The sequence below is a fragment of the Luteibacter sp. 621 genome, from assembly GCF_050435445.1.
Lineage (GTDB): Bacteria > Pseudomonadota > Gammaproteobacteria > Xanthomonadales > Rhodanobacteraceae > Luteibacter.
In genome coordinates this window covers 18973-32700 of the sequence record NZ_JBNDKI010000018.1, presented here as the reverse complement: position 1 = coordinate 32700, position 13728 = coordinate 18973, and the positions used below count along the sequence as shown (strand labels likewise).

Sequence of the window (13728 nt, the reverse complement as noted above, 5' to 3'; positions counted from 1 at the left end):
ATGAGCCTTGACATACGACGCGCGGCGATCGAAGACGCCGACCACATTGCCGCCTGGAACATCGCCATGGCGTGGGAGACCGAGCAGAAGCGCCTGGATCCGGCGACCATCGGTAAGGGCGTGCGCGCGGTGTTCGATGAGCCGCGCCGTGGGTTCTACCTCGTCGCCGAGCTGGATGGCGTGCGCGTCGGCTGCCTGCTGGTCACATACGAATGGAGTGACTGGCGCTGTGGTGATTTCTGGTGGGTGCAGAGTGTGTATGTGGCGCAGGAAGCGCGACGCGCGGGCGTGTTCCGGGCGATGTACCACCATGTGAAGGCCATGGCGGAAGGCGCCGGTGCGGTGGGCCTGCGGTTGTATGTTGAGACGGAGAATGAGCGGGCTCAGGCGACGTATGGCGGCCTTGGGATGGAGCGTTGCCACTACTTCATGTATGAGGCCCCGCTCTTGTAGGAGCGCGCTTGCGCGCGATTCGGGTTGAGGCAAGCACCCATCGCGCGCAAGCGCGCTCCTACAGGGGGTGTTCGGGGGCGGCGCGGTTAGGCGGTGGGATTGCCGGTGTCGATCTGAGCGATGCGTTCTTCGAATTCGCGGGCGGGGACGGCGCGGCCGAAGAGGAAGCCTTGCATCTGGGTGCAGCCGGCGTTGCCGAGGAAGGTGGCTTGTTCCACGCTTTCCACGCCTTCGGCGAGCACCATCTTGTTCATGCCCTTGCCCATCGTGATGATGGCGCTGACGATGGCGGCGCTGTCGTTATCCCACGCCACGTCGCGGATGAATGCGCGATCGATCTTCAGCGTATCGACCGGGAAGTGCTTCAGGTACGACAGGCTGCAGTAGCCCGTGCCGAAGTCATCCAGGCTGAGCGCCACGCCTTCGGATTTGATCCGGTGCAGCAGGTCGGCGATGTGGTCACCGCCTTCCATCACCGTGCGCTCGGTGACTTCCAGCTCGAGCAGGGTAGGGTGCAGGCCGGTTTCCACGAGGATCGCCTGTAGCGACTCGAAGAAGCGGGTGTGCTGGAACTGCAGCGCGGAAACATTTACCGAGACCGAGATGGGCCGGTACGCGGTGGCCCACGCCTGGGTTTGCCGGCAGGCCTCGCGCAGCGCCCATTCGCCGATGGTGACGATGAGCCCGCAATCTTCCGCCACCGGGATGAATTGCTCGGGCGTGTAGATATCCTCGCCATCCACCTGCCAGCGCAGGAGTGCTTCTGCGCCGACGATGGTGCCGAGATCCACATCCACCTTCGGCTGGTAGTGCAGGCTGAGTTCGTTGCGGGCGAGCGCCTTGCGCAGCTCCACTTCGATACGCACGCGCGCGGTGTTGCGCTCGTTCATGCTCGGGTTGAAGAAGCGGTAACCGTTGCGGCCCTGCATCTTCGCTTCGTACATGGCGGTATCGGCGTTACGCAGCATCGATTCCGCATCGAACGCATCATCCGGGTACAGGCTGATGCCAATGCTGAAACTGATGGCGAGCGCGGAGGCTTCCAGGCCAATCGCTTCGTTACAGGCTTCCAGCACTTTCTCGGCCACTTCGGCGGCGTCGGTGGCGTCTTCCACATGCGGCAGCAGCACCACGAACTCGTCGCCACCGAGGCGGCTCACCGTATCGTCGGCGCGCACGGCGGAGCGGATACGTCGCGCCACTTCCTGCAACAACGCATCGCCCGCGGCGTGGCCAAGGGTGTCGTTGATCTGCTTGAAGTGGTCGATATCGACGAACAGCAACGCGCTGCGTTGCTTGCGTCGCGTCGCGACCGTTACCGCGAACTCCATGCGCGATTGCAGCAGCGCGCGGTTCGGCAGGCCGGTGAGCGTGTCATGGTGGGCGAGGTGCGCCATCTTCAGCGCCAACGCACGCGTTTCGCTCACGTCGTGGAAGACCACGACGCCACCCACTACGTTGCCCGCGTGGTCGTGGATCGGCGCGGCCGAATCCTCGATCGGGCTATCGAAGCCATTGCGGTGCACGAGGATGGCATCGGTGGTGAGGCCGATGATGGTGTTCTTCTGCACCGCCGTGAGCAGTGGGTTGGCGATGGGCCGGCGGGTGAGCGGATCGCGCAGCTGGAAAATATCGTCCATGGGCCGGCCGACGGCTTCGTGGCTGGCCCAGCCGGTCATCGCTTCAGCAATGGGGTTGAGCGAGGTCACCAGCAGATCGGGGTCCGTGGTGATCACGGCATCGCCGATGGATTTCAGCGTGACTTCGGCCAGCTCGCGCTCGCGGAACAGCGCGTCTTCGAAGGCCTTGCGTTCGCTGATGTCCTGCACCTGCGATACGAAGTACAGCGGCTCGCCACGCTCGTCGCGTACCAGCGAGACGGTGAGCAACGCATGCACGACCTGGCCATCACGGTGCAGGTAGCGCTTTTCCATGTGGTACGACGCGCGCTCACCGCTCAGCACCTGGTGGACCAGGCCCATGTCGGTGGCCAGGTCGTCGGGGTGGGTGATGTCCTGGAAGCTCAGCGCGAGCAGTTCGTTTTCGCTGTAGCCGAGCATGCCGCACATGGCATCGTTCACCTGCAGCCAGCGGCCATCGGGCAACACGAGCGCCATGCCGATGGCGGCGTGGCGGAAGGCTTGCGAGAAGCGCCGTTCGCTTTCCTTCAGCCGGGCTTCGAGGGCGCGGCGGTCGGAGATATCGGCGAGCACGACGAACGCGCCACGCACGCGGCCGTGTTCATCCCGATCAGGGGAGAAGCTGGCTTGCGCATAGCGGTGCATCTCTTCGCGGCGCAGTTCGCGATCGGCGATGACCGGCGTGCCGTTCAGTGCGGCGACCACACCCGGTTCGATCCGCGGGTACAACTCGGCCGGGATCAGTTCCTCGAGCTTGCGGCCTTCGATATCCCCCTCGGCGATGCCCATCCACGTGCGGTATGCGGGGCTGGCGTAACGCAGCCGCATATCCGTGCCGACGTACGCCAGCATGGCCGGTGCGCGCTCCAGCAGGAACGTAGGCCAGTCGGTGGGGGACAGCTCGTCGGGTGAAGCCGGAAGGGGCATAGGAAAAGCCGAGTTGCGATGGCTCACTCTAGTGCGTGGATGGCCGACCGTATATCAGCCGCCGTGAAATGTAGGAGCGGGGGGGGGGGGGGGGGGGGGGGTGGGGGGGGGCCCCCCCCCCCCCCCCCCCCCCCCGCCCCCCCCCGCTCCTACAGGAGCCGGGTGCCCGGGCACGTGGTCCCTTAGTGCAGGGCGGGGGCGGGGGCGGTCAGGGCGCCGGTGTCGTCCAGGAGCACGCGGCCGAGGGTGTGCAGCTCGGCGTCGGTGCCATAGCGGGTGGCCAGGGCCTCGAGCAGGGGCGCCAGGGCGTTGGGTTCCAGGGGGTAGCCGTGGGCCAGCACCCGGGCTTTGCCGGGAACGGGCTGGGCTACCGTGATGGCGGCCATGCCTAGGCCGGCGGCCTCGTGGGCGTACAGCTGGGGTGCCGGCTGGGCCGGATCGGCCTCGGCCAGGGCTTCCACCAGGTAACCGGCGCTGGAGGCCGGATCGCCCTCCAGGTGCAGGGGCACGTGGTGGGCGGCGAGCAGGGCGGCGTACTGGCGCAGCTCGAACAGGGTGCCGGCCAGCTCGTGGGTGGGGTTCTGGCCCTGGGTTCCTTCGCGGGCGAACCAGCCGGCGATGCCCGGCACGCTGACCCGGCCCTCGCTATAGCGCAGGGGCAGGCCGCGCGAGCCCAGGGCGGTTTCATCGCGGTAGGGGGTGAGCAGGGCGGCTTCCAGCATGGTCCACAGCGGGGCCAGGTTCACGTGTTCGTACTGGACGCAGGTGAGGGCCAGCAGGTCGTCGCGGGTGAGGTAACGGGCGTGTTCCAGGCGAATGCCCAGGGTGCGCATGAGGAAATCCGCCGTACGGGAGCCCGCTTCGCCCTTGGCCGCCAGCTCGCGCTCCATGGCCTGGCCCAGGTCATCGGCCAGCTCGGCAGGGGCCAGCAGCATCCACGGCACCAGGCGCATGGGGCCGCCGGCGTAGCGCGGATCCGGCACCAGCGGCTGGGCCGGCATGTGGCCTTCGTGGGTGCCAAAGGCCACCACGCCGCCCTGGGTGGTGACCCGGGGGATGCGCCGGGCCAGCTCATCCAGCGTGGCGTAGACCGGGAAACCCGGGCGCAGCAGCTCCACGCCATCGAACAGGGCGCCGGCCACGGCGAACCGCGAGGCCTCCACGCCCGGCAGCAGGTCCTTCAGGTCCTGCGCCATCAGGGCGGCCAGTTCCTGGGCCTCATCGCGGGTGAGCTCGAGGCGATCGGGGGCTTCCCCCGGGACCAGTTCCAGCGCCAGCACGGCGGGGCAGGCGATCAGCGGCTCGGACACGACATTTCCACAACGGCAAAGGAACGCAATTCTACCATTGGGCGTGTTTGCCCTTTCGTTAGAAGGGGATGCGGGTTAGCCTTGCTGATACCCGGTTCGTCGGCGAACGTCGGCGTCCGCGATCCCTTTGGCTTCGATCGACTATCGGTCGGCCGTACTTTATTTCTGGTTTTCGGACAGTCCCTAGAGCATGGAAAAGTCGCAAAAGCGCGTGGGTGTGGTCGGTGGCGTCCGCATTCCCTTCTGCCGCAACAACACCGCTTATGCGGATGTCGGCAACTTCGGCATGTCCGTCAAGGTGCTCGGGTCACTGGTCGAGAAGTTCGGCCTGCACGGCGTGGAGCTGGGCGAAGTGGCCATGGGGGCGGTGATCAAGCACTCCTCCGACTGGAACGTGGCCCGCGAGGCGGTGCTTTCCTCCGGCCTGGCTGCGACCACCCCCGGCATCACCACCGCGCGCGCCTGCGGCACCTCGCTCGATAACGCGATCATCATTGCCAACAAGATCGCCACGGGGCAGATCGATGCCGGCATCGCCGGCGGTTCGGATACCACCAGCGATGTGCCCATCGTGTACGGGCAGAAATTCCGCAAGCGCCTGCTGGCGCTGAACCGTGCGAAGACCCTGAAAGAGAAGTTCCAGGTCGCCACGCGTGGTTTCTCGTTCAAGGAACTGAAGCCCTCGTTCCCGGGTGTGGCCGAGCCGCGCACCGGCAAATCCATGGGCGACCACTGCGAGATGATGGCCAAGGAATGGCACATCGGCCGCGTGGAGCAGGATGAGCTGGCGCTGGCCAGCCACAAAAAGCTGGGTGCCGCGTACGACGCCGGGTTCTTCGACGACCTGGTGGTGCCGTTCCGCGGCCTGAAGCGCGATGGCTTCCTGCGCGCCGATTCCACGCTCGAAAAGCTCTCGTCGCTGAAGCCGGCGTTCGACAAGACCTCCGGCCAGGGCACGCTCACGGCGGGTAACTCCACCGGCCTTTCCGATGGCGCGGCAGCCGTGCTGCTGGCCAGCGAAGAGTGGGCGGCGCAGCGTGGCCTGCCCATCCAGGCGTATTTCCTCGATGCCGAAGTCTCGGCCGTGGATTTCGTGCATGGCGAAGGCCTGCTCATGGCGCCCACCGTGGCCGTGCCGCGCATGCTCAAGCGCCATGGCCTCACCTTGCAGGATTTCGACTTCTACGAGATCCACGAAGCGTTCGCCGCGCAGGTGCTCTGCACGCTGCGTGCATGGGAAAGCGAAGACTATTGCCGCAACCGGCTGGGGCTCGATGCTCCGCTGGGATCCATCGATCCGGCCAAGCTCAACATCAACGGTTCCAGTCTCGCCGCGGGGCACCCCTTCGCGGCCACGGGTGCGCGCATTGTCGCCACCCTGGCAAAGATGCTGGAGCAGAAGGGTTCGGGCCGCGGCCTGATCTCGATCTGCACCGCCGGTGGCATGGGTGTCACGGCGATTCTCGAGCGACCTTAAGCGCCACCTATGCTTGCACTCCGTACCAGTACATCACTCAGCGCCTTCGGGCTCCTTATCGGTATTGCCGGCACCAGCTGGCTTACCGCGCTCACCTACGAGCGGGCCCCGGCCACGCGCCAGCTGGCCGAGATCGTGATGCCGGGTACGGCGCCGGCGTACAAGCCGAAAACCGTGGCCGATCGCCCGGCATCGCCGACGCCGCCGGAGCGGTTGCGTACGCGTGCGGTGGTGGACCTGGCGGCGGAATCGGCCATGCGCCGTGCGGCCGCCACCCGGGTTGCCGCGACGACTGAGGCCGCACCCGCACCCAAGGCCGAACCGCTCGTCCCGGTATACATGCCTTCACCGCGTTACCCGATGGAAGCGCTGCGTGCGCACCGCGAGGGCCAGGTGGTGCTGAGCGTGACCGTCACCCCCGATGGCGATGTCACGGCGGTGAGCGTGGGCCGCTCCAGTGGCGATCCGTCGCTGGACGATGCGGCCGAAGAAGCCGTGAGGAACTGGCGCTTCGCCGCAGCCGACCGCGCACCGCGTTACACCTCCGACCTCCCGATCCGGTTCGAACTCACCGACCCTCTCTGACCCGCACCGGCCCCCTCCACGTCGCCCCGGTCGTTGTAGGAGCGAGCTTGCTCGCGATCACGTGCGCCGCGGTAACCGGGGATCGCGCGCAAGCGCGCTCCTACAGGAGATCTGCGCAGGCTTTTACAGGATGCCGGAGGATGCCGAGCCGAACGCCGTGATCATGCGTGTGTAGATCACCTTCAGCGACACATCCACTTCGGGGAAGTCGCCGACCGGTTCGTAGCATTCGAAGAACTTGGGATCCGACCAGCGCATGGGGATGCAGCCGGGCTTGAGGTCGTAGCTGGTGGCGTAGCGGAACGGCCACAGGTCGAAGAACGGCAGGCGTTCGGAGACATCGCCGATGAATTCGTTGATCTCCGACAGCACCGGGATCTTCTTCTCGCGCGGGCCGATGACCCACGCGTTACCGGGCTCGGTATCCTGCATGATCGAGCCGCGCAGCCGGTCGGCGAAGCGCTTGTCGTAGATGATCACGCCCGATTCGGTGTTGTAGTGGTCCGAGCGCGGATCGAAGTTGTGCGTGCCGACCATGGCGAAGGTGTCATCAACCACGATGGATTTGGCGTGCAGGCCAAAGCGAACGCCCGCGGTAAGCAGCGGCGCGGGCCGGTGCCGCGCGCTGGGGCCATAGCGGCGGCCGGCGGAGAGGAAACCGGTGCTTTCCGAGGGGCCGTTCTCCGCGGCCAGTTGCGCACGCTCGGCGCGCGTGAGCCGCCGCCCGCCGCCGCCTGAACCGACCGGGCGATTGATCGGCGGGGTGGCGACAGCGTTTGAGCGGCCTTCCAGCGCATCACGATCCGCATTCGATGGGTGCGGCTTCATCTCATAGATCTCGAAGCCGTAATCCGTGAGGTAGCGCTTACGGTGCTTGTACGACATGGCGTACACCGCGAACGCATCGGTGGAGGCCAGCGAATTGGTGGAGACCACCACGCGCGGCGGATCCGGTTGCTGGTGCAGGTTGCTGAAGATCTTCTTCGCCGGGCGGCTCATGACCAGGTACGGGGTCTGCAGCACCACTTCGCTCTTGGCATTCCGCACCAGGCCCATGATGTGCCGGGTAAGCGCCCGCGCCTCGCGGCGTTTCGGATCGTCCGTTTTGCCGGGCAGGTCGGAAAGGTATTCCACGCGGTTCATGCGCAGCGTGTTGCGCACCAGGTGTTCGTCGAGCCAGTCGGGATCCTCGGCGTTGGCCAGCAGGTCACTGACGCGGTCGGGATCGTCGTACTTCGGTGTGCGCCATTGCTTCAGATCGTCGGTATCGGCGACCAGCTCGCTGTTGACATCGCGCAGGTGGGTGAGCGGTACGGCGCGCTTGTGGCCCCAGAACTGATCGAAGCTGGCGCCCATGGCCTTGGCGGCGGGGCCGCCGATCATCACATCGCGGTCCACGTAATCGAACACCGGGTCCCAATCGAAGTAGCGATCCTCGTAGTTGCGCCCACCGGTGATGCCGATCAGGTCATCCACCACCAGCAATTTGTTGTGCATGCGCTGGTTGAAGCGAAAGAAACAGCAGACGATGCCCGCCGCGAATTCCAGCGGCGGCGTGCGCGCGCTGGAAAACGTGGGGTTATAGAGCCGTATTTCCATGTGATCGCTGGCGCGGGCCAGGCCGGCGAGCAGGCCCGGGTCGCGGAACGAGAACAGCTGGTCTGCAAGGATGCGCACCTTGACCCCGCGCCGGGCGGCGGCGACCAGTTCATCCAGCACCAGCTTGCCGGCGTCATCCTGTTCCCAGATGTAGGTCTGCACATCGATGCTCTGCCGCGCGGCGCGGATCAGGTTGATGCGCGCGGCCAGGGCGGATTCGCCGTCTTCCAGCAAGGTCGCCACGTGGACCGGCTTATCGGCGGTGGAAGCGCTGTTCGCTTCCAGCGCGGCATCGATCAGCGGCGAGGGCAGCGGGCAGTGATCGGCCTGGGTGCAGTTGAGCTGGCGATCCACCGTAAGCGCGACCACGGCATCGGCTTTCTGGATGCGGGCCGCCGATAGCGTGCAGCCGCCGGTAGCCAGCGTGGCGGCAAGGACAAGGAGCAAGAGGAGGCGGCGCATGCCGCGCATCATAGGGGACGTGGCGCAACGCCACGTGAGCCAATGTGCCGCAGGGGCTTACATCGGCTCGATAACGATGGCCATGCCCAGGGACACGCGATCGGAAAGTGCGCCGCGCCGGCCGAGCATGCCGAAGTCCGTGCGATCGATGATGCCCTGCAACTGCAGTATGCATCCGGCCATGGCCTCGGGTGGGCAGCGGTTGGCCAGCAGGCGGAACGTGACCGGGCGGGTGACGCCGCGGATGGTGAGGTCCCCCGCCACATCACCCCCCTGGCTGAGCAGTGCCAGGGAGGTGGGCTTCGATACGAAGTGGATGCTGGGGTAGTGCACCGAATCGAAGAACTCCTGCGCCAGCACCCAGCGGCGCAGGCGCGCGGATTCCATCTTGATGCTCTCGGTATCGATATCGGCCCGGACCACCGCGGTGGCGGTGGCCGGATCGGTGGTGAGATCGCCCCGGATGCCTTCGAAGTGGCCGGTGACCGACGTGACCCAGAGCAGGCGCACGGAGAACTCGGCTTTCGAACGGACCGAATCGATGCGCAGGTCGGCGGCGATCGCAGGCGACGCCAGAAAAATCATTGCGATCGCCGACAACAGGAGGCGCATCAGGAACTCGTCGTGCAGGCTTTAGTTGGGGGGTGACCAGAAGGTTTCGAGCTTGGCCTTGCCGGGCTCGAACGGGCCGTCGTACACCAGGCGGGCCATGCCACCGGGTGGCATGCCGCGGTAGTCCTCGGAGCGGCCCTCGACGAGGAAGGCTACCAGCTGTTCAATGCCGGGATTGTGACCGACCAGCACCACGCGTTCGGCGTCGCGTTGCTCGTCCAGAAGTTCGTACAGGTCGCCGGGCGTGGCGTCGTAAATCGCATCTTCGAACACCGGCTCGACCTGGCCCAGGGCGAGGGCGGCAGTTTCCTTGGTGCGTTCCGCCGGGGAGCACAGCACGCGGTCGTATTTCACATGGTGCTCGGCCAGCCATTGGCCAGCGGCACGCGCTTCGTTCCTGCCGTGTTCGGTGAGTTTTCGCTCGCGGTCGTCTTTGCCATCGGTGCCGGGTGCTGCCTCGGCATGGCGCAGGAGAATGAGTTCGCGCATGGGTACCGCCCTCCGCTAAGGCCACAGGTATGTGGCGTGATCCGTCGTCGCGGTTGCCCTTACGCTCAGGTACTTCGCTTGATCCAGCGAAGCAGTTTCGCCCAGTCGTCCTGGTGGCCGCGTACGTTTTCCGAGTGATAGTCGAAGATGCCCTTACCGAGCGCCGTGAGCAAGACGTAAGCCTGCGAATCACGCAATTCCGCCACCACGGGGAACGGCGCACGTTCGGCCAGATCGGCCATGGCCTGCTGGCTGGCGTTGGTCCACGGCTTAAGGCGGTTACCCACCAGGCCCACCGGCAGCTTGCCACGCTTTACCCGGGGGATGCCTTGCAGGATCTTGAGAAAATCCAGCGTGGCGTCGAGATCGAACGTGGAGGGCAGTACCGGGACCAGGATGACATCGGCCTTGTCGAGGTACGGTTCCATGTCCTTCTCGTCCATACCGGCCGGCATGTCGATCATCACCCGCTGGATATCGTCGGAAAGCCGATCGAACGCCTTGCGGCTGCCTTCGATAGCGACGACGGAGGGGACGTTCTCAGGACGGCGACCGGCCCAGCGCAGGCTGGAGTGCTGCCGGTCCGCATCGATGATGGCCGCGTGCTTGCCAGCCTGTGACCAGTAGGAAGCGAGCTGGGTGACCAGCGTCGACTTACCGCAACCACCCTTGCTGCTTGCTACGAGCGTCGTAAGCATGCGCGACCACCTGCCATGGGGAGTGGCCTTAGCCTACACAGGCGGGCGCCGGATCAAAACAGCTTGGTGCGAACCTTGGGCAGCACGACCAGGATAAGCGTGGCGATGGGGCCCAGGATGAGCGAAAGAAGCCACCAGAGCAGGCCGCTGCGGTTCTTGCCCTGGGCCAGCCCGGCGTTGATCAGCGTGAGGGTGCCCCAGCCGACGAAGAAGCCAGCGCGTTCGCTGGCGAAGATGGCGAATTGATCCATTGTAAGCTCCTGTTCTGTCGCAGGATTGGTGCATCGGTCATGCGGCTTTCCACAGGCATGTTCCCCCCGCGCTATCGCCGATGGTAACAATGTAGAGCACGTGTGAAGCCAAACCCCGCAGCTTCCGTTCATGCTGTGGCCGTATCCTTGACGTTTTATTTCACGGAGATGTCCCATGCAGGGACGCCGCGTCCTTACCCTGGCCCTCGCCAGCCTGCTTACCCTGCCTGCGCTTGCCGCCACCTCGTGGCCAGGCGCCCCGATGGCTGCGCCGGGCAAGGCCGAGCAGAAGGCGCAGAAGGACCAGACCAAGGCCTTGTTGCAGTTCCAGAAGGACCTGGCCAGCGTGCTGGCGCTGCGCACGGAGACCGAGCCGCTTCTTGGCGCCGCCTTGCTGGCGCGCCCGCTCACCGATCCGCCGGAAGTGCTGAGCTACCACGCGCTGCTCGAGCGCGCCTCGCGCAACGCCGATGCCGGCCCCCGTGTCACCTGGGTGCGCCTGGCCGATTGCAATGCCAAGGGCGGCGAATGCCCCAACGCCGAGGCGGTGACCCAGCTGCAGACCCAGGCCCCGGATAACGCCGCGGTGTGGCTGCTGAAGCTGGGTATCGACGACCACAATGGCGATGCGAACGCGGCACGCGCCGATCTGGCCAAGGCCGCCAACGCCAAGACCTACGACGATTACCTCGGCGCCAGCATGAAGGCGCTGGCCAACTCGGTGAGCCAGCTGCCGCCGCCGCCCAACACCTTCAACCCCTTGCAGGGCGCAGGCGCCGCAGGCGTGCAGATGGTGATCGTGTTTGGCCTGGCCAGCGCGCAGCCCATGCCCGGTTTCCAGGCCACCGCCAAGTTCTGTGAGGCGAACAAGGACAACAGCGCCATCGTGGGCGACTGCCTGAAGCTGGCCAAGGTGCTTGAGTGGGGCAGCAGCCCGCTGGGCCGCTCGCTCGGCCTGCACCTGCGCGAGACCCTTTCGACCGATGCCGCCGATCAACAATCGGCGAAGACCGCGCGCCTCAACCTGATCTGGCAAATGCAGCGCTTTGCCCAGCTGAATGTGCAGGCGCAGGGCGACAAGGCCACCGCGTTCAAGCTTCTGTCGCTGGCGCGCAGCGGCGGCACCGAGATGAGCGTGGTGCTGGCTTCGCTACGCGCCTACGGCATGCCCGCCGAAGCGCCGGCGGGGTGGGAACCCTCCCACGTGGAAAGCAGCAAATAAGCTCACCGCTTTGCGGCCGCCTCAGGTGCCGATGGGGCAGAGTCCCTCGCACCGGTCATCGCTAAACGCCTTGATCAACGCGGTCAGGGACGCCTGGTCCTCCGCTGTCAGCGGGTGAGCCGCGCTGGCGGCCGTGACGATCTTCTTGCGGTCGGCCAGCACAAGCACCGGGACAAATGCCGGTGCCGCGGCCACCGCCGCCGCGAGCACACGGCGGCGGTTCGTTTCCGACAGGCCCTGCTGCTGGGTCATGGCGATCGCCCCCATCATCATGTTCAGCAGCCCGTTCCTTGCTTGCGCGAGCCCACCCAGGCGGATCGGCGTGCGTTGATCCGCAGGCAGCTTCAGGAAGAAATCGGTCAGCAGCGGCATGGCACGCGCCGTACACCGTGCTCCGAAATCGATCATCGGCACGATCACATCCTGGTACGTCTCGGCATTGCGATTGGCCAGGGTCACCATGGCGTTTTGCTGATCGGCAGGTGATGCGTTTGGATGTGCCGCGGCCAGCGACGCCGCATCGGCAAAAATGTAAGTGACTTCGATCTGGCTGGCTTTCGTGCACAGTTGCATGGTGGTTCGCAGTTCCGCCGTTTGCGCAGCGCTGTGGCCGAACACGGCATCCATGCTCGCACTGGCCAGGGCAGCCCTCACCTTTGGATCGGACGCCGGCGGTACCGGCCCTTTGCCTGGCTCGCCCAGCGCGGCGATGAGCGCGTCGGTCGCGCGGCTGTAAGCCGTGGCACCCGGCAACTCGTCCGCATGGGCGGCCATCCAGGGGGTGCTGGCCACCAGGGCGATGAGCAGGGTGCGTTTCAGGCGGTGTGCGCGCATCGGGACATCCTTATCGTTGGGTGGGCCGACGTTAGCAAAAAAAAACGGGCGCCGAAGCGCCCGTTCTTGTGCCGCCCTGGGGACACCGGCGTGGGCTTACTCGCCCAGCGCCTCGCGCATGAACTCCGGCTGGGCCAGCGCGCCCTTGTGGATATCGGCGTTGTAGTACTTGGTGGCGAAGCCCTTGCTGATGGCGCCGCGCTCGCGGAAGCCGGACAGGTCGCCATCCTTGCGGGCCATGGTGCAGCTCCACCAGCCGGTGGGGTAGCACGGCTGCGGGAACGGCAGGGTGCGCACGGCCTTGAAGCCCGAGGTGCGCATGGCCGAACGCATGGCCTTGATCAGCTCGATGTGGGCCAGCGGCGATTCCGACTGCTGGACCAGGATGCCGCCGTGGCGCAGGGCCTTGTAGCAGCTGGCGTAGAAGGCGGCGTTGAACAGGCCTTCGGCCGGGCCGACCGGATCGGTGGAATCGACGATGATCAGGTCGATGGATTCCGGATCCGCCTCGGCCATGTACTTGATGCCGTCGATGAACAGCAGCTCGGCGCGCGGATCGTTGTTCGAATCGCACAGTTCCGGGAAGTACTGCTCGGCCAGGCGGGTGACGCGCTCATCGATCTCGACCTGGGTGGCCTTCTCGACTTCCTCGTGCTTGAGCACCTCGCGCAGCGTGCCGCAATCGCCGCCGCCGATGATGACGACGCGCTTGGCGCGGGCGTGGGTGAACAACGCCGGGTGGGTCATCATCTCGTGGTACAGGAAGTTGTCGCGGCCGGTCAGCATGACGCAGCCGTCGATCACCATGAGGTTGCCCCAGTCGGTGGTCTGGTAGATCTCGATGGTCTGGAATTCGGTCTTCTCGGCGTGCAGCAGGCGCTCGACGCGGAAACCGATGGAGGAGCCCGAAGCCTGGTGAGCCTCGGTAAACCAGCTGAGCTGCTGCTGCGACATGACGCTTGTTCCTGGAAACGGGTAGGGGGTCTAAACCAGTGATTGTACCGGCTCCGGGGCAAAAAGCGGCCAAGTCCCTGACCGATCAGCCATGTAGGCCTTCGCTGACCGATACACGGATGTCATCCCGGGCCGCTACAATAGAAGGTCAGCCGCCTTCCGTCTTGGATGGCTGGCCTTGTCTGGATGGCCCCGCGGCGTGCGAGGCTCCCGGC

The 13728-nt window shown here is 65.9% G+C and carries 13 protein-coding genes; 4 read left to right on the top strand and 9 right to left on the bottom strand.

What is annotated here, in order from left to right; genetic code table 11:
- Positions 1–453 (top strand): N-acetyltransferase family protein, encoded by a 453-nt coding sequence (locus ABIE56_RS17205; protein WP_429245019.1) that lies wholly within the window; start codon positions 1–3, stop codon positions 451–453.
- A gap of 86 nt (positions 454–539) precedes the next feature.
- Here the strand turns inward: ABIE56_RS17205 and ABIE56_RS17200 are convergent, their stop codons facing one another.
- A complete protein-coding gene (locus tag ABIE56_RS17200) occupies positions 540–3020 on the bottom strand; it encodes a sensor domain-containing protein (protein WP_429245018.1) in 2481 nt (826 codons plus the stop codon).
- A gap of 182 nt (positions 3021–3202) precedes the next feature.
- The gene (locus ABIE56_RS17195; protein ID WP_429245017.1) at positions 3203–4330 is read right to left on the bottom strand and encodes a hypothetical protein; all 1128 of its coding nucleotides are present in this window, start codon (positions 4328–4330) and stop codon (positions 3203–3205) included.
- A 190-nt stretch (positions 4331–4520) separates the two neighbouring features.
- Between ABIE56_RS17195 and ABIE56_RS17190 the strand changes: the two genes are divergently transcribed.
- Both ABIE56_RS17190 and ABIE56_RS17185 read left to right on the top strand, forming a co-directional pair.
- The gene (locus ABIE56_RS17190) at positions 4521–5807 is read left to right on the top strand and encodes an acetyl-CoA C-acetyltransferase (protein ID WP_429245016.1); all 1287 of its coding nucleotides are present in this window, start codon (positions 4521–4523) and stop codon (positions 5805–5807) included.
- Between the two features lie 9 nt (positions 5808–5816).
- Positions 5817–6392, top strand: coding sequence for an energy transducer TonB (locus tag ABIE56_RS17185; RefSeq protein WP_429245015.1), 576 nt, complete (start codon positions 5817–5819; stop codon positions 6390–6392).
- Between the two features lie 123 nt (positions 6393–6515).
- Here the strand turns inward: ABIE56_RS17185 and ABIE56_RS17180 are convergent, their stop codons facing one another.
- The 5 genes from ABIE56_RS17180 to ABIE56_RS17160 form a co-directional block, all read right to left on the bottom strand.
- Positions 6516–8453 carry a phospholipase D family protein gene (locus tag ABIE56_RS17180; protein ID WP_429245014.1) on the bottom strand — a complete coding sequence of 646 codons (1938 nt, stop codon included), beginning with the start codon at positions 8451–8453 and terminating at the stop codon, positions 6516–6518.
- A 57-nt stretch (positions 8454–8510) separates the two neighbouring features.
- Positions 8511–9065, bottom strand: coding sequence for a YceI family protein (locus ABIE56_RS17175; RefSeq protein WP_429245013.1), 555 nt, complete (start codon positions 9063–9065; stop codon positions 8511–8513).
- A gap of 21 nt (positions 9066–9086) precedes the next feature.
- Positions 9087–9554 (bottom strand): SixA phosphatase family protein, encoded by a 468-nt coding sequence (locus ABIE56_RS17170; protein WP_429245012.1) that lies wholly within the window; start codon positions 9552–9554, stop codon positions 9087–9089.
- A 65-nt stretch (positions 9555–9619) separates the two neighbouring features.
- Positions 9620–10252 carry an AAA family ATPase gene (locus ABIE56_RS17165; protein WP_429245011.1) on the bottom strand — a complete coding sequence of 211 codons (633 nt, stop codon included), beginning with the start codon at positions 10250–10252 and terminating at the stop codon, positions 9620–9622.
- Between the two features lie 53 nt (positions 10253–10305).
- Positions 10306–10503, bottom strand: a complete 198-nt coding sequence (locus tag ABIE56_RS17160; protein WP_429245010.1) for an antitermination protein NusB — start codon at positions 10501–10503, stop codon at positions 10306–10308.
- A gap of 175 nt (positions 10504–10678) precedes the next feature.
- Between ABIE56_RS17160 and ABIE56_RS17155 the strand changes: the two genes are divergently transcribed.
- Complete coding sequence (locus tag ABIE56_RS17155; RefSeq protein WP_429245009.1) at positions 10679–11725, top strand: hypothetical protein; 1047 nt, start codon at positions 10679–10681, stop codon at positions 11723–11725.
- A 21-nt stretch (positions 11726–11746) separates the two neighbouring features.
- Here ABIE56_RS17155 and ABIE56_RS17150 read toward each other — a convergent pair whose 3' ends face one another.
- Positions 11747–12559, bottom strand: a complete 813-nt coding sequence (locus tag ABIE56_RS17150) for a hypothetical protein (RefSeq protein ID WP_429245008.1) — start codon at positions 12557–12559, stop codon at positions 11747–11749.
- Between the two features lie 96 nt (positions 12560–12655).
- Entirely contained in the window at positions 12656–13513 is an 858-nt protein-coding gene (gene speE / locus ABIE56_RS17145) for a polyamine aminopropyltransferase (RefSeq protein WP_429245007.1), read from the bottom strand.
- Positions 13514–13728: the final 215 nt, after the last annotated feature.